The sequence below is a fragment of the Streptomyces sp. NPDC050121 genome (genome assembly GCF_044460385.1).
In the GTDB taxonomy this organism is placed as follows: domain Bacteria; phylum Actinomycetota; class Actinomycetes; order Streptomycetales; family Streptomycetaceae; genus Streptomyces; species Streptomyces soliscabiei.
Window position 1 is genome coordinate 118,674 of sequence record NZ_JBITJV010000017.1, and the last position, 15,173, is coordinate 133,846.

Genomic DNA, 15,173 nt, shown 5'->3' on the forward strand with positions numbered 1-15,173 from the left:
CGCGGGGTGCAGCACGCACATCTGCGGCGGAGGGACGCCGTCGCTTTCCTGCGACTTGATCCGCCGGACAGGCCCTGGCTCGGCGCAACCCTAGAGGGCGGGTCGCGGCGCGAGGTTCCGCGACGCGCCGTTGCGGGGCCGTCGTGGCGAGCCTCACAGCCGCACCGGCCCCGCACCTTACGCACCGGAGCCTACGAGGCCGACGCGCCGACCGCCTTCGCGGCGTCCCGCACCGCACCCGCCACCGCGCCGGCGACCTTGTCGTTGAAGACGCTCGGGATGATGTAGTTCGCGTTCAGCTCGTCGTCGCTCACGACGTCGGCCAGGGCCTTCGCGGCCGCGAGCATCATGTCGGTGTTGACCGTGCGGGACTGCGCGTCCAGCAGGCCGCGGAAGACGCCCGGGAAGACCAGCACGTTGTTGATCTGGTTGGGGAAGTCGGAGCGGCCGGTGGCCACGACGGCGGCCGTCTGGCGGGCGATCGCCGGGTCCACCTCGGGGTCCGGGTTCGCGAGCGCGAACACGATGGCGTCCTCGGCCATCGCGGCCACGTCGGCCCCGTCGAGGACGTTCGGGGCGGAGACGCCGATGAAGACGTCCGCGCCGCGCACGGCCTCCTTCAGGGTGCCGGTGAGGCCCTCGGGGTTGGTGTTGTCGGCGATCCAGCGCAGCGCCGAGTCGGGGGCCGCGTCGACGAGGTCCTCGCGGTCCGCGTGGACGACGCCGTGGATGTCGGCGACGACCGCGTTCTTCACGCCGGCCGCGAGCAGCAGCTTGAGGATGGCCGTGCCGGCCGCGCCGGCGCCGGACATGACGACCCGGACGTCCCCGATGCCCTTGTCCACGACACGCAGGGCGTTCGTGAGGGAGGCGAGGACGACGATCGCGGTGCCGTGCTGGTCGTCGTGGAAGACGGGGATGTCGAGGGCCTCGCGCAGGCGGGCCTCGATCTCGAAGCAGCGCGGGGCGGAGATGTCCTCGAGGTTGATGCCGGCGAAGCCCGGGGCGATCGCCTTGACGATCGCGACGATCTCGTCGGTGTCCTGGGTGTCCAGGCACAGCGGCCAGGCGTCGATGTCGGCGAAGCGCTTGAAGAGGGCCGCCTTGCCCTCCATGACCGGCATGGCGGCCATCGGGCCGATGTTGCCGAGGCCGAGGACGGCGGAGCCGTCCGTCACGACCGCAACGGTGTTGCGCTTGATGGTCAGACGGCGGGCGTCCTCGGGGTTCTCGGCGATCGCCATGCAGACGCGGGCCACACCCGGCGTGTAGATCATCGAGAGGTCGTCACGGTTGCGGATGGGGTGCTTGGACTGCATCTCGATCTTGCCGCCGAGGTGCATCAGGAACGTACGGTCGGAGACCTTGCCGAGGGTGACGCCCTCGATGCCGCGCAGCTGCTCGACGATCTCGTCGGCGTGGGCGGTGGAGGTGGCGGCGATGGTGACGTCGATGCGGAGCTTCTCGTGCCCGGAAGCGGTGACGTCGAGGCCGGTCACCGAGCCTCCGTGGGACTCGACGGCCCCGGTGAGCTGGGAGACCGCGGTACCGCTCGCGGGCACCTCCAGCCGGACCGTCATCGAGTAGGAGACGCTGGGCGCCGTTGCCATGGCCGACTTCCTCTGCACTGCTGGGTCGCGGGTTTGCCGTCCGATCGTCGCACCTACCGACGAGTACGTGAAAGCCGCCCTGGATTGCGATCGTTTTGTTCTCAATAAAAGAGGCCCACATCACACGCGGTGATGTGGGCCTCTCCTGCGTTCATGACACCGACCCGCCATGCTCGCCTCGCGGCAAGTGGTCGCTCGTAGCGACGAAGGTTGGGCCCGGGGGCTTGGATCGAGCCGGTGTCACACCCAGGCTAACAAACGGATCCCCGATCGCCATTCCCGTCCGGGGAGTTCACAGGAAACCGTCGGCTGTTCAGTCCCGCAGGAGGTCCGGCACGCCGACCGCGTCCGGCTCGTCGCGGTCCCCGGAGACGACCGTGAGCTGCTGCGTGGCCCGGGTGAGCGCCACGTACAGCACGCGCAGGCCCGCCGGGCTCTCGTCCGCGATCTCCGCCGGTGAGACGACGACCGTGGCGTCGTACTCCAGGCCCTTGGCCTCCAGGCTGCCGAGGGCCACCACGCGGTCGCCGAGCCCGGCGAGCCAGCGTCTGGCCTCCTCGCGGCGGTTCATGGCGACGACGACGCCGACGGTGCCGTCGACCCGGTCCAGGAGCCGCTCGGCCTCGGCGCGGACGGTCGACGCCAGGGTGTCGGTGACGGCCGTGAAGCGCGGTACGACCCCCGTCGACCTGACCGCCGACGGGGACTCGGCACCCGGCATGGCCAGCGCCAGCACCTTCGCGGCCAGCTCGGCGATCTCGGCCGGGTTGCGGTAGTTCACGGTGAGCTGGAAGCGGCGGCGGGGGCGGGTGCCGAGGGCCTCGTCGCGGGCCTCGGCGGCCTCGTCGGGGTCGGACCAGGAGGACTGGGCCGGGTCGCCGACGACCGTCCAGGTGGCGTGCCGGCCGCGGCGGCCGACCATGCGCCACTGCATCGGCGTGAGGTCCTGCGCCTCGTCGACGATGACGTGGGCGTACTCGACGCGCTCCTGCGCGAGCCGCTCGGCGCGCTCGCGCTGCGACTCCTCGCGTACCGGCATCAGCTCCTCCAGGCCGGTGAGCTGGTCCAGCGGGTCGAGTTCGCGGCGCTTCCTCGGGCGCACCGGGGCGCCGAGGATCGACTGGAGCTCGTCGAGCATGGCGATGTCGTGCACGGAGCGGCCGTCCCGCTTGAGGGAGCGGGCGACCCTGCGGACCTCGCCGGGGTTGAGGATGCGGCGGGCCCAGCGGCCGAGCCGCCGTTCGTCGGCCATGGCCGCCAGGACGGCCTGCGGGGTCAGCTCGGGCCACCAGGCGTCGAGGAAGGCGATGAAGGCGTCCTCGGTGGTCACGTCCTCGTCGAAGGAGGAGCGCAGCTCGGCGGCGAGCTCGGGGTCGGTGTGCCGGCCGGCCGCGCCGGAGCGCTCCCACAGGGCGTCCAGGAGCAGCTTGCGGGCGCGGGGGCGCAGCAGGTTCACGGGGGCGGTGCCGCTGAGGGCGCTCTGCCGGATCCGGTCCAGGTCGGCGGCCTCCAGCTCCAGCCGGCGGCCGAAGGCGACGACCCGCAGACGGGTGGGGGTGACGCCGGCTCCGGAGGGGCCGGCCGGGGGCTCGTCGAAGCTGAGCTGCCCCGCGCCCTGGCCGCCACTGCCACTGCCGGCGTTGGCGTTGGCGCCGGTCTCCAGTGCGCCGCGGGCCGCCTTCCGCAGCACCTTCAGCATGCGGTACGAGCCCTTGGCGCGGGCCACCGCCGGGGAGTCGTACAGGGTCGCCTCGGCGCCGTCGACGAGGGAGCCGATGGCGCGGATGGCGACCTGGCCCTCCTCGCCGAGGGAGGGCAGCACGCCCTCGGTGTACGCCACCAGCAGCGGGGTGGGCGAGACGATGAGGATGCCGCCCGCGTACCGGCGCCGGTCCTGGTAGAGGAGGTAGGCCGCCCGGTGCAGGGCGACGGCCGTCTTCCCGGTCCCCGGGCCGCCCTCGACGTAGGTGACGGAGGCGGCGGGGGCGCGGATGACGAGGTCCTGCTCGGCCTGGATGGAGGCGACGATGTCCCGCATGGTGTGGCTGCGGGCCTGCCCGAGGGCGGCCATCAGGGCGCCGTCGCCGATGACGGCGAGCTCGTCGCCGTCCAGGGACGCCTTCAGCTCGGGACGCATCAGGTCGTCCTCGACGCCAAGGACCCGGCGCCCCTTGGAGCGGATCACGCGACGCCGTACGACGCGCCCCGGGTCGACCGGGGTGGACCGGTAGAAGGGGGCCGCCGCCGGCGCCCGCCAGTCGATGACCAGCGGGGCGTACTCGGAGTCGAGGACGCCGATCCGGCCGATGTGGAGCGTCTCGGCGATGTCGGCGGTGTTGTCGGGCCTGACGGCGCCCTCCGCGGGCTCCACGGCGGTGTAGGCGCCGTCGGGGCCCTTCTTGCCGTCCTTGCCGAGGAGGAGGTCGATCCGCCCGAACAGGAAGTCCTCGAACTCGTTGTTGAGCCGGTTGAGGTGGACACCCGCGCGGAACACCTGCGCGTCCCGCTCGGCGAGGGCGCCGGGCGTGCCGACCTGACCGCGCTGGGCCGCGTCGTTCATGAGGAACTCAGCCTCGTCGATCTTCTCCTCGAGGCGGCGGTACACCCGGTCGAGGTGTTCCTGTTCCACGCTGATCTCTCGGTCCCGCACCGAATCCGGTGCGGCTTCCTGGACCGATACGACCGCGGTTTCCTGCTGTGCCTGAGCGGCCACCGGGCCCCCTTCTGACGTGCTGGGCAGCCGTCAACCGTACGCGAAGGGGGCCGGTGAAGCTACGCGTCGACCTGGACGAGCTTCTTGCCGTCGAAGGTCATGACCTCGAAGTGGTCGATCTCGTTCGGGGCGAAGGCCGCGCCGCCGACGACGTAGAGCGGGTTCTTCGCCTGTTCGGTCTTGGCGCCCGGCAGGCCGTAGCCCCACTCCGGGACCGACCAGGAGGAGACCGTCTCGCGCTCGCCGTTCTTGCCGACGGCGATGAGCGAGCACTTCTCCGGGCCCGTCACGTTCTTCAGCTCGACGCCGATCTCCGTGCCCCACGCCTTCTCGCCCATGGCGACGGTCGCGGAGACCTTGGAGGCGGGGTCGGTCGACGACACCCGGTCGGAGAGCGTGTCGAACGTCGACTTGGCGGCGTTGGCGGACTTGGGTGCGCTCGCCTCGGTCCCCTTGGTCCCGCTGTCGCCGCCGGTCGCCGCCAGCACCGTGAGCGGGCCGCCGATGATCAGCGCGGCCGCGGCCGCCACGAGGAAGAAGGAGCGGCGGCGCTTCAGCGCCCGGCGCTCGGACACCTCGTCGACCAGCCGTTCCGCGAGGCGCGGGCTGGGGCGGGCGGACAGGGAGTCGCCGATCGCGGGTGTGCCGGTGCCCGGCAGGTCCGCGAGGGCGGCCAGCATGGGTTCCATGCCGGCGAGCTCGTCCAGTTGCTGAGCGCACCACTCGCAGCCCGCGAGGTGCATCTCGAAGGCGGTCGCCTCGGCGTCGTCGAGGATGCCGAGGGCGTAGGCGCCGACGGTCTCGTGTTCGCTCGGGCTCGGAGATCCCACTGATCCCTGCATGGGGCCAGACATACCCGAACCACCTGCTCCGAATCCCCCGTAACCACTCATCACGCCGTCACCCCCCGCTCCTCAAGAGCCAGCTTCATCGACCGCAGGGCATAGAAGACCCGTGAGCGCACGGTGCCGCTGGGTATGCCCAGCGTCTCGGCCGCCTCGTTGACGGTACGCCCCTTGAAATACGTCTCGACGAGCACCTCCCGGTGAGCCGGGGTCAGGTCGTCGAGCGCGTCGGACAGCGTCATCAGCCACAGCGCCTTGTCGATCTCGTCCTCCGCAGGAATGACCTCCAGCGGCGACGGGTCGACCTCCTGCGGCCGGGCCTGCCGGCTGCGGTGGCCGTCGATGACGATGCGGCGTGCGACCGTCACCAGCCAGGGGCGTACCGATCCGGTCGCTCGATTGAGCTGACCGGCGTTCTTCCAGGCACGGATGAGCGTCTCTTGTACGACGTCCTCGGCACGCTGCCGGTCTCCGGCAACCAGGCGCAGGACATACGCAAGCAGGGGTCCGGCATGCTCCCGATACAGAGCACGCATCAGCTCCTCGTCAGGTTCCGAGGGCTGGGACATGCGATGTCGGGCCCTCGATCCACGTTCATTGGCCACGGCCGCATCCTTGCGCACGCCCACCTCCGGTGTCCGGGGGTTCCCCCAGTCGGTCGCTCGACGACGGGTACGGAAGCGGGGTGTTGAGTGTTCAAACCGCGGGGAGACTTTTCTTCCGGGTGTCATGACGAGGGGGACATGGCGGCACATTCCCACCCCGTTTTCTTTACATTTTCGCCACACCGACAAGATCGGGCCGACTGCCCGGGGCGCGACGCGGGTAAACGACGTGTAATCGAAATCACTTCATCGGTTGGGCCGACCCGACTCCACGAAAGCCGCATACCAGACAGGGCAGTTGGCGAGCGGTGGGAGAAGCGACGGCGCGTCAGGTCCGCGCGAGGGCCGCCGCGCGCCGACGATGCCGGGCGACCCGCTCCCGGTTCCCGCAGACCTCACTGGAACACCAGCGGCGCCGGCGGCCCCGGGACGTGTCGACGTACACGATCGGGCAGTTGTCCCCCGCGCACTGCCGCAGCGCCGCCCGGGCGGCGGGATCGGTCAGCAGCTCCACCGCGTCCCGGGCCACGGCGGCGAGCAGCGCGGCGCACTCCGGCGGACCGTCCAACGCCCGCACGAGCGCGCCGTCTTCGCCGCGCACGGCACGGGGGGTCGGAGGCGCGGCCCGGGCGACCTCGTTGACGCGGGCGAGGGCGAGGTCGTACGACCCGGCGTCGCCCCGGGCGAGCCAGCCGTGCACCAACTGGCCGACGGTGCGGCGCAGTTCCCGGAAGGCCGGCGGCCAGGACGCGTCGGCGTGGCCGAGCGGGGTCCCCGGCGGGACGAGCCCGCAGCCGCGGATCCACGCATCCAGCGGCGCGACGGCGTCGAGCCGTTCGAGGGGGTGCGCGGTCGCGAGCAGGTCGAGACAGATCCGTCCGGCATCGAACCGCAGCTCGTCCATGCGCGTGTCACCGCCAGCCGAGAGGCACTCCTGAGGAAACCGTTCTTCTTCACAGTGCCAGTGCCGGGTGCGGTGCACCAGCCCGTTGGGGGTCCCCCCTCTGGGGGAGTTTGAGGACGAGGCCCTTTCGGGGCCGAAGCGGAGGCCCGGGGGCGGCAGCCCCCGGGGACGGCCACACCGACCCCGGGTGCGGGACAATGTGCCTACGTGTCCGCGTACTTCGCGTCCGCTGCCGGGTCCAGCGCCAGCCGGTACCCCCGCTTCACCACCGTCTGGATCAGCTTCGGCGCCCCGAGGGCCGTCCGCAGACGGGCCATCGCCGTCTCGACGGCATGCTCGTCACGCCCCGCCCCCGGCAGCGCCCGCAGCAGGTCCGACCGCGGCACGACCCACCCCGGCCGCCGCGACAGCGCCCGCAGCAGCGACATCCCGGCCGGCGGCACCGGCTTCAAAGACCCGTCCACCAGCACTGCGTGTCCCCGGATCTCCACCCGGTGCCCGGCGATCGGCAGCGCCCGGGCCCGCCCCGGCAGCTCCTGGCACAGCAACTGCACCAGCGGCCCGAGCCGGAACCGCTCAGGGGAGACGGTGTCCACGCCCCGCGCCTGCAGCGGCAACGCGGTGACCGGCCCGACGCAGGCGGGCAGCACATCGTGGTGGAGGGCGGCGAGCAGCTCGGCCAGCAGCCCGCGCTCCTCGGCCCGCGACAGCAGGGACGCGGCCGCCGGCGCGCTGGTGAAGGTGATGGCGTCCAGTCCACGCGAGACGGCGGCGTCGAGGAGCCGGTCGAGCGGCGAGACGTCCTCCGGCGGCATCCACCGGTAGACGGGCACCCCCACCACCTCCGCGCCCGCGGCCCGCAGCGACTCCACGAACCCCGGCAGCGGCTCGCCGTGCAGCTGAACGGCGACCCGGCGCCCGTCGACGCCCTCCTCCAGCAGCCGGTCGAGCACCTCGGCCATGGACTCGCTCGACGGCGACCACTCCTCCGTCAGCCCCGCGGCCCGGATGGCGCCCTTGACCTTGGGCCCGCGGGCCAGCAGCTCGACGCCGCCGAGCCGGGCGAGCAGCTGCTCGCCGAGCCCCCAGCCGTCGGCGGCCTCGACCCAGCCGCGGAAGCCGATGGCGGTGGTGGCCACCACGACGTCCGGCGCCTGGTCGATGAGGTCCTTGGTGGCGGCGAGCAGCTCGCCGTCGTCGGCGAGCGGCACGATCCGCAACGCGGGCGCGTGCAGCACCGCCGCCCCGCGCCGCTGGAGCAGCGCGCCGAGCTCCTCGGCCCGGCGCGCGGCCGTCACGCCCACGGTGAAGCCCGCGAGGGGCCCGTGTTCGACGCCGCCCTGGGGGCCGGAGGCCGGTTGTTGCTGTTCCTCGTACATAGCCCTCGTCCCGCACTCAAGTCGCGTGTACACCTACACGCCGACGAGCCTGTCAACGGTGCGTGACAGGCTCGGTTCGGCTACATGTCGCCAGTGTTACGTCACACCTCGGCGTAGCTGAGCTGCGGCTTCGCCTCGGATGCCGAGCTTGATGCCGTCACCCGGCCCGCCGAACGGCGAAGGTATACGGCCCAGGTGACCACGAAGCACACCGCGTAGAAGGCGAGGAAGGCGACGAAGGCGCCGGTTCCGGAGCCGTAGGAGAGGAAGGACTGCCGGAAGGCCATGTTGATGCCGACCCCGCCGAGCGCGCCGACCGCCCCGATGAGCCCCATGGAGGCGCCGGACAGCCGCCGCCCGTAGGCAGCCGCCTCTTCCCCTTCGAGCCCCTTGGCGACGGCCTTCGCCTGGAAGATGCCCGGGATCATCTTGTACGTCGATCCGTTGCCGAGCCCGGTGAGGACGAACAGCACCACGAAGACGGCGACGAAGAGCGGCAGCGACTTCTGCATGCTGGCGAAGACCAGGACGGCGGTGGCGGCGGCCATGCCGACGTAGTTGTACAGGGTGATGCGGGCGCCGCCGTAGCGGTCGGCGAGCCAGCCGCCGACGGGGCGGATGAGGGAGCCGAGCAGCGGGCCGATGAAGGTGAGGTAGGCCGCCTGGAGGGGCGTCCGGCCGAACTGGTTGGTCAGCACCTGCCCGAAGGCGAACGAGTACCCGATGAACGACCCGAACGTCCCGACGTAGAGGAAGGACATGATCCAGGTGTGGGCGTCCTTCGCGGAGTCGATCGCGGCGCCGGTGTCGTTCTTCACAGACGCGAGGTTGTCCATGTACAGCGCGGCGAGGATCGCGGCGAGAAGGATCAGCGGGATGTAGATCCCGAGCAGTACGCGCGGCCCGCCGCTCGCGCCGATGACGGCGAGGGCGATCAGCTGGATGACCGGCACGCCGATGTTGCCGCCGCCCGCGTTGAGGCCGAGCGCCCACCCCTTCTTACGCAGCGGGAAGAAGGCGTTGATGTTGGTCATCGAGGAGGCGAAGTTGCCGCCGCCGATGCCCGCCAGCAGGCCGACCAGCAAAAACGTGGTGAAGGAGGTCCCGGGCTTCATCACCGCGAACGCGGCGATCGTGGGGATCAGGAGCAGACCGGCGGAGATGATCGTCCAGTTCCGGCCGCCGAAGATCGCGACGGCGAAGGTGTACGGCACCCGCACGACCGCCCCGACCAGCGTCACCATCGACGTCAGCAGGAACTTGTCGGCCGGGGTGAGGCCGTACTTCGGGCCCATGAAGAGCACCAGCACGGACCACATCGTCCAGATCGAGAAGCCGATGTGCTCGGAGAGGACGGAGAAGAGCAGGTTACGGCGGGCGATCTTCTCGCCCTTGTCGTTCCAGAAGGTCTCGTTCTCCGGGTCCCACTCCTCGATCCAGCGACTCCCCTTCTTCACGGGGGACGGGGGTGCGGGGGCTGTACTCGGGGCTGTCATGACGCCTCCACGGTGCTCCGGGACTCGGGCGGTTCGGGGGGATGAGCGGTGATGAGTCCCGAAGGTAGGGAGGGCGCGTTTCCGGGCTGTGGCTGTGGGTGACCGGAAAGGAACGTTGCTCTCACCTTGCGCGGGGGCCCGGTGAGAGGTTTTGGGGAGGGCTCAGCGCGGCGGCTGCTGCCCGTAGGAGCCCGGGCCCTGAGGCGGATACGGGGCCGGGGGCTGCTGCGGATACTGCTGGGCCTGCGGCTGGGGGTACGGCTGAGGATGCGGCTGCGGGTACTGCTGGGGATACGGCTGCTGCCCGCCGTACGGTCCCGGCTGCTGGTGGGGCTGGGCGTGCGGCTGGGGTTGGGCGTGGGGCTGGGGCTGCTGCGGGGGCTGCTGCTGTCCGTAGCCGCCGGCGGGCGTCGGGGCGGCGGTGCCGTACGGGCCGCCGTACTGAGCGCCGTAAGGGCCCGGTGCCGATGCCGGGAGGCCGCCGCCGTACGGGCTCTGGCCGTATGCGGCCATCGCGCCCGGCGGGAGGTAGCGCACCCGCCCGGTCTCGTCGGTCACCGGCGCGAAACCGGCGGCCCGCAGCCGGGCGGCGAACTTGGCGTTGCGGTGCCGGGTGACGACGAAGCCGATGCCGAAGACGCCCATGAGGACGACCCAGGTGACGGCGGCGGCGATGAAGTCGGTGTTCGTGCCGCCGAGCCGGACACCGAGGATCGCGCAGCCCGCGGTGACGCCCAGCGCGCCGTACCCCATGCGCTTCTCGGCGTGTCTGCCGGTGAGGTCGAAGTTGATGCGCGCCTTCAGCAGCTCGAAGGCGTCCGGCACGACGGGCGGCACGGAGACGCCGTCGGAGGCGTTCGGGTACTGCGCCCAGTTCTGCGCGGCACGCGCGCGTGCCTGCGGGGCGGGGTCGGGGACGATCAGCATCTTCAGCGCGCTGCCCCGCGAGCCGCCCTGCCGGACGTCCGCGTACTCGTAGCCGAACTGCTGCGCCACGAAGGCGAGCCGGGCCAGCTTCTTCACGGAGGCCATGGGGCTGGTGAGCTCGACGGGCTCGCCTCCCGCCATCAACCGCAGCATGTTCTGCACCTGCCGCTTGCTCACCGGCGCTCATCTCCCCCTCAGCCGGACAACTGTTCACTTGCGCAACGCCCAGGCAGTCTTCCACACCCCCTCGACCCCGGAAATCGTCGGCCGACACGCTTTGACCTGCCCTTTACGACCCCACGCGCGCCGGCGAACTCCCCGACGGGGACGGCGCGCCTCAGGCGCGGCGCGCTCCCCCTCGACCGTCCGGCCACAGCCGGGGCCTGCGGCGGGCCGCCAGGTCCTCGACCCAGCCGAAGCAGACGACGCAGGCCGCGGTGAGGAGCCAGATGAACGGCAGTTGCGGCCACGGGCTCTCCAGAACCCAGGGGGTGTTGGCCTCCAGCCACGGGATGCCCCACAGGCGGTCCCACAGGGCCTCCACGATGCCGATGCACAGGTTGTGCCACAGGTAGATCGTCACGGCACGCGAGTTGAGCAGGGTGATCAGCCGGTCCCAGCGGCGCAGCCGGGCCGGCCACTCGGTCCAGGACGGACTGATGTGCAGAAGCAGCAGGACCGCCGCGAACGACCACAGGGACTGGGCGAACGGCATGTCGTCGAGGTCGTGGCCCTCCCTCAGGTGGTGCCCCAGGGCGTACCAGAGACCGACCCCGCCGACGGCCGGCGCCAGCGACGGGACGACGTAGCGGGGCAGCCGGCGCAGGATGCCCTCCTGGTGCGCCATGCCCAGCAGCCAGCACGCGCCGAACGCGCCGAAGTCGCTGAGGTTGGCCTCCAGCCGCCAACTGGGCGCCGACAGCGCCCCGAACTCCAGGGCGGCGGACAGCGCGACCGGCGCGAGGATCGTCGGCCAGGGCAGCCGGCGCAGGGCGCGCAGCAGAAGCGGGGAGAGCAGCACGAACCAGAGGTAGGCGCGGATGTACCAGAGGGGTACGGCCATGTCGACGGCCCAGTCGTCGCCGATCAGCCCCTGCACACCGGGCAGGCCGTCGCCGTACGGCGGGTCGCTCAGCGGCAGGATCCAGTAGCCGAGGTGCAGCCACCACCAGCCGGGGTGCCCCTCGTCGTCCGGACTCCAGCCCGCCACCACCATGCCCGTCACGCCGACCGCGCCCAGCAGCCACAGCGGGGGCAGCAGTCGGCGCAGCCGGCCCCGTACGACTTCCAGCGCGGGGCGTCTGGCCAGCGAGCGGGCCATGAGATTGCCGGCGAGGGCGAACATCACGCCCATGGAGGGGAAGACGATGGGCAGCCAGGCCCAGCCCATCAGGTGGTAGAAGACGACACGGAAGAGGGCGATGCCCCGGAGAAGATCGAAGTAGCGGTCACGACCGCCACCCGGCTTCTTCCCGCTCTTGGACTCGTTCTGTGTCTCGCTCTTCGTCTCGTACTCGGCTGCCGTGCCGGTCGTGCTTTCGATCTCGGTTTCGGGCATGGGCTGGGTGTCCGTGGGTTGGGTGTCCGTGGGTTGGGTGTCCGTGGGTTGGGTGTCCGTGGGTTGGGTGTTCATCGGGCCGTTCCTCCGTCCATGGCCGGCGTCGGGGCGCCCGGGGGTGCGGCCACCTGGCCCTTGCGGCGCAGTTTCTGCCAGCGCAGCCGGCCGCCGGTGAGGGCGGTGATCCAGGACTGCAGCAGGACGATGTACATCAGCTGGCGGTAGAGGAGTTGCTGGAGCGGGAGGGAGATGAGGGGGGTGAGGCGTTCGCGGTCCAGGATGAAGGCGTAGGCCGCGCAGCCCGCCTGGACGGCGAGGACGCCGAACCAGGCCGCGATGGTCTTGCCGGTCGGCCCGAAGAGCAGGCCGTAGACGAGGAAGAGGTCGATGAGCGGGGCGAGGAGCGGGGCGACGACCATGAAGAGCGAGACGAGAGGGAGGCCGACGCGGCCGAAGCGCCCGGAGGGGCCCCGCTCGACCAGCGCCCGGCGGTGCTTCCAGATCGCCTGCATGGTGCCGTAGCACCAGCGGTAGCGCTGGGACCACAGTTGCTGGACGGACTCGGGCGCCTCGGTCCAGGCACGCGCCTTCTCCGCGTACACGACATGCCAGCCGTCCCGGTGGATGGCCATGGTGATGTCGGTGTCCTCGGCGAGGGTGTCGTCGCTCATGCCGCCGACCCGGTCCAGCGCGCTGCGGCGGAACGCGCCGACGGCCCCCGGGATGGTGGGCATGCAGCGCAGGACGTCGTACATGCGGCGGTCGAGGTTGAAGCCCATCACGTACTCGATGTGCTGCCAGGCGCCGATGAGGGTGTCCTTGTTGCCGACCTTGGCGTTGCCGGCGACGGCGCCGACCTTCGGGTCCGCGAACGGCTGGACGAGTTCGCGGACCGTGGAGGGCTCGAAGACGGTGTCGCCGTCCATCATCACGATCAGGTCGTGCCGGGCGCCCGCAATGCCCCGGTTGAGCGCGGCGGGCTTGCCCGCGTTGAGCTGGCGGACGACACGGACGCCGGGCAGGTTCAGGTCCTCGACGATGCGGGCGGTGCCGTCGCTTGAGCCGTCGTCGATGACGAGGATCTCGATCGGGTGCTCGCTCTTCATCAGCGAACGCACCGTGTTCTCGATGCACTTGGCCTCGTTGTAGGCCGGGACGAGCACCGACGCGGGTTCGGTGACGGGCGCGTCGGAGCCCCAGACGAAGCCCTTGCGGCGGGTGCGGCGGGTGTGGATCGCGGACAGCAGCAGCATCAGGCCGAAGCGGGCGAAGACGAGGACGCCGATGACGGCGAGGCCGACGACCAGGACGCCGGTGATGTCGTCGGAGGCCTCGACCAGGAAGACCCAGGCCTTGCCCTTCCACAGATCGAGCCCGGTGACCGGGGTGTGCGCGCTGGGGGCGCGCAGGGCCTCGGTGAGGTTCTCGAACGTGTAGCGCTTCGCCTGGAGTTCGGGGAGGTAGGCGTCGAGGGCCTGGACCGTCTGGTGACGGTCGCCGCCGGAGTCGTGCATGAGGACGACCGCGCCCTTGCCGTGCTGCGGCGTGGCGTTGCGGATGATCTGCCGCACGCCCGGCCGCTGCCAGTCCTCGCTGTCGGCGGTGGTGAAGACGGTGAGGTAGCCGCGGGTGCCGACGTACTCGGTGACCGGCCAGGACGCGTCGTCGAGGGCGTCCGCGGTGGAGGAGTAGGGCGGCCGGAAGAGGGACGTCCGGATGCCCGCCGCGCCCGCCAGGGCCAACTGGTTCTGGGTGAGCTCCCAGTCGATGCGCTTCTTCGACTGGTAGGACAGGTCGGGGTGGTTGAAGGTGTGCAGCCCGATCTCGTGCCCCTCGTCCACCATCCGCCGGACCAGGTCCGGATAGCGGGAGGCCATGGTGCCGGTGATGAAGAAGACGGCGTGCGCGTGGTGCTTCTTCAGGACGTCGAGGACCTCGGGGGTCCACTTGGGGTCGGGGCCGTCGTCGAAGGTGAGCACGATCTTGTGGTCGGGCACGTCCAGGCTGGTCTGGCGGCCGCTGCGGGTGTCGACGACCGGGCCGCCGTCGAGGATCTTCTCCGGCACCTTGTCGGCGGCGGCCTCGGGGTGGATGCGGTAGTCGGCGAGGATCTCGCTGTGCACGTAGCCGCGCAGCATCAGCATCGCCATCATCGCGAGCAGCACGAGCAGGGGCAGCAGGTGGCGCAGCCGCAGCGGCACCAGACGCTTGCGTTGGGGCGGCGCCGCCCCGTGCGCGGCCCCGCCGCCGCCGTGTCCCACGGCCCGCCCGCGCCGCGCCCCCGACCGCCGGCCGGCCCGCCGCCCACCACCCGCCGAGGACGAGTCGGACCCGGGGGCGGGGACGGGGGCTGCCTGACCGCCCGACGAATGCGCGGACTGCCCGACGACGGCCCGTCGGGTCGAGCGCCGGCTGGTACGTGGTGCCATGAGAGCTGCATCTCCGAAAACGGCTCGCCACGCGCCTTGCGCGACGAGGGTGGGCGGTGAGGAGTTGTTCGTGCGGGGAGTCGGCGGTGGTCGGGGAGTCGGCGGTAGTCAGGGAGTCGGCGGCGGTCAGGGAGTCGGCGGTGGTCGGGGAGTCGGCGGTGGTCAGGGAGTCGGCAGTGGTCAGGGAGTCGGCAGTGGTCAGGGAGTCGGTCGCGGTTCGGGGAGTTGACGGTTCGGGCGACGCGTCGCCGACGCCGACAGGAAGTTGCTGGTGCGGGACGTGGCTGTTGCGGGCGGGGAGTGGGGCGTGCGAGCAGGCAGTGGCTGTTGGGCGTTGCTGGCGGGTTGGGCTGCGGGAGCCGGGCGGTGCGATCGCACCCCCGTGGGTCGGCTGGAGGGGGTGCCCCCTACGGGTCAGGCGACGGGAATCCCGGCGCGAAGGAGCGGGCTGTAGATCAACTCACCAAATCGGGCGGACGACTTCTGGTCCCGAGGGCCAGGTGGAGAGGCCGCACAGCGAGGGCCGAGCGGCCGAGCCGGGATCATCCCGTCGAGGTCAGGCGACGGAAGCACTGCGAGGGGCGCCGGTTACGGGGGCCTGTCGGCCACGGCGGTCGAAGAGCTCCGTCACGCCGGTGACCGAGGCCCCCTCCGGCGACTGGACCCGGCCCGGGCCGGCTGCCCGCGCCCCGGCCTGCCTGCCCCAA

General features: G+C 71.6%; 10 protein-coding genes. All 10 read right to left on the bottom strand.

The window, feature by feature from the left end:
- Positions 1–191: 191 nt before the first annotated feature.
- Positions 192–1,610, bottom strand: a complete 1,419-nt coding sequence (locus ACIBTS_RS25550) for an NAD-dependent malic enzyme (protein WP_399322400.1) — start codon at positions 1,608–1,610, stop codon at positions 192–194.
- Positions 1,611–1,923: 313 nt separating this feature from the next.
- Positions 1,924–4,323, bottom strand: a complete 2,400-nt coding sequence (locus ACIBTS_RS25555; protein WP_399322401.1) for a HelD family protein — start codon at positions 4,321–4,323, stop codon at positions 1,924–1,926.
- A 59-nt stretch (positions 4,324–4,382) separates the two neighbouring features.
- Positions 4,383–5,165, bottom strand: coding sequence for an anti-sigma factor family protein (locus tag ACIBTS_RS25560; protein ID WP_399322403.1), 783 nt, complete (start codon positions 5,163–5,165; stop codon positions 4,383–4,385).
- A gap of 50 nt (positions 5,166–5,215) precedes the next feature.
- Complete coding sequence (locus ACIBTS_RS25565) at positions 5,216–5,737, bottom strand: sigma-70 family RNA polymerase sigma factor (RefSeq protein ID WP_010039908.1); 522 nt, start codon at positions 5,735–5,737, stop codon at positions 5,216–5,218.
- Positions 5,738–6,101: 364 nt separating this feature from the next.
- On the bottom strand, positions 6,102–6,677 hold the full coding sequence (locus ACIBTS_RS25570; protein WP_319672469.1) for an ABATE domain-containing protein: 576 nt from the start codon (positions 6,675–6,677) through the stop codon (positions 6,102–6,104).
- 203 nt (positions 6,678–6,880) lie between these two features.
- Complete coding sequence (locus ACIBTS_RS25575; RefSeq protein WP_399322405.1) at positions 6,881–8,056, bottom strand: uroporphyrinogen-III synthase; 1,176 nt, start codon at positions 8,054–8,056, stop codon at positions 6,881–6,883.
- 101 nt (positions 8,057–8,157) lie between these two features.
- A complete protein-coding gene (locus tag ACIBTS_RS25580) occupies positions 8,158–9,552 on the bottom strand; it encodes a nitrate/nitrite transporter (protein ID WP_399322407.1) in 1,395 nt (464 codons plus the stop codon).
- A 162-nt stretch (positions 9,553–9,714) separates the two neighbouring features.
- On the bottom strand, positions 9,715–10,656 hold the full coding sequence (locus ACIBTS_RS25585) for a hypothetical protein (protein WP_399322409.1): 942 nt from the start codon (positions 10,654–10,656) through the stop codon (positions 9,715–9,717).
- A 160-nt stretch (positions 10,657–10,816) separates the two neighbouring features.
- The gene (locus tag ACIBTS_RS25590; protein ID WP_399322410.1) at positions 10,817–12,112 is read right to left on the bottom strand and encodes an acyltransferase; all 1,296 of its coding nucleotides are present in this window, start codon (positions 12,110–12,112) and stop codon (positions 10,817–10,819) included.
- Positions 12,109–14,181, bottom strand: coding sequence for a bifunctional polysaccharide deacetylase/glycosyltransferase family 2 protein (locus tag ACIBTS_RS25595; protein ID WP_399322475.1), 2,073 nt, complete (start codon positions 14,179–14,181; stop codon positions 12,109–12,111). The genes ACIBTS_RS25590 and ACIBTS_RS25595 overlap by 4 nt, the downstream gene beginning before the upstream one ends.
- Positions 14,182–15,173 lie beyond the last annotated feature (992 nt).

Coding starts and splice junctions, on each gene's coding strand:
- ACIBTS_RS25550 (WP_399322400.1), bottom strand. CDS start 1,610: ATGGCAACGGCGCCCAGCGTCTCCTACTCGATGACGGTCCGGCTGGAG.
- ACIBTS_RS25560 (WP_399322403.1), bottom strand. CDS start 5,165: ATGCAGGGATCAGTGGGATCTCCGAGCCCGAGCGAACACGAGACCGTC.
- ACIBTS_RS25565 (WP_010039908.1), bottom strand. CDS start 5,737: ATGTCCCAGCCCTCGGAACCTGACGAGGAGCTGATGCGTGCTCTGTAT.
- ACIBTS_RS25570 (WP_319672469.1), bottom strand. CDS start 6,677: ATGGACGAGCTGCGGTTCGATGCCGGACGGATCTGTCTCGACCTGCTC.
- ACIBTS_RS25575 (WP_399322405.1), bottom strand. CDS start 8,056: ATGTACGAGGAACAGCAACAACCGGCCTCCGGCCCCCAGGGCGGCGTC.
- ACIBTS_RS25580 (WP_399322407.1), bottom strand. CDS start 9,552: ATGACAGCCCCGAGTACAGCCCCCGCACCCCCGTCCCCCGTGAAGAAG.
- ACIBTS_RS25590 (WP_399322410.1), bottom strand. CDS start 12,112: ATGAACACCCAACCCACGGACACCCAACCCACGGACACCCAACCCACG.
- ACIBTS_RS25595 (WP_399322475.1), bottom strand. CDS start 14,181: ATGCTGATGCTGCGCGGCTACGTGCACAGCGAGATCCTCGCCGACTAC.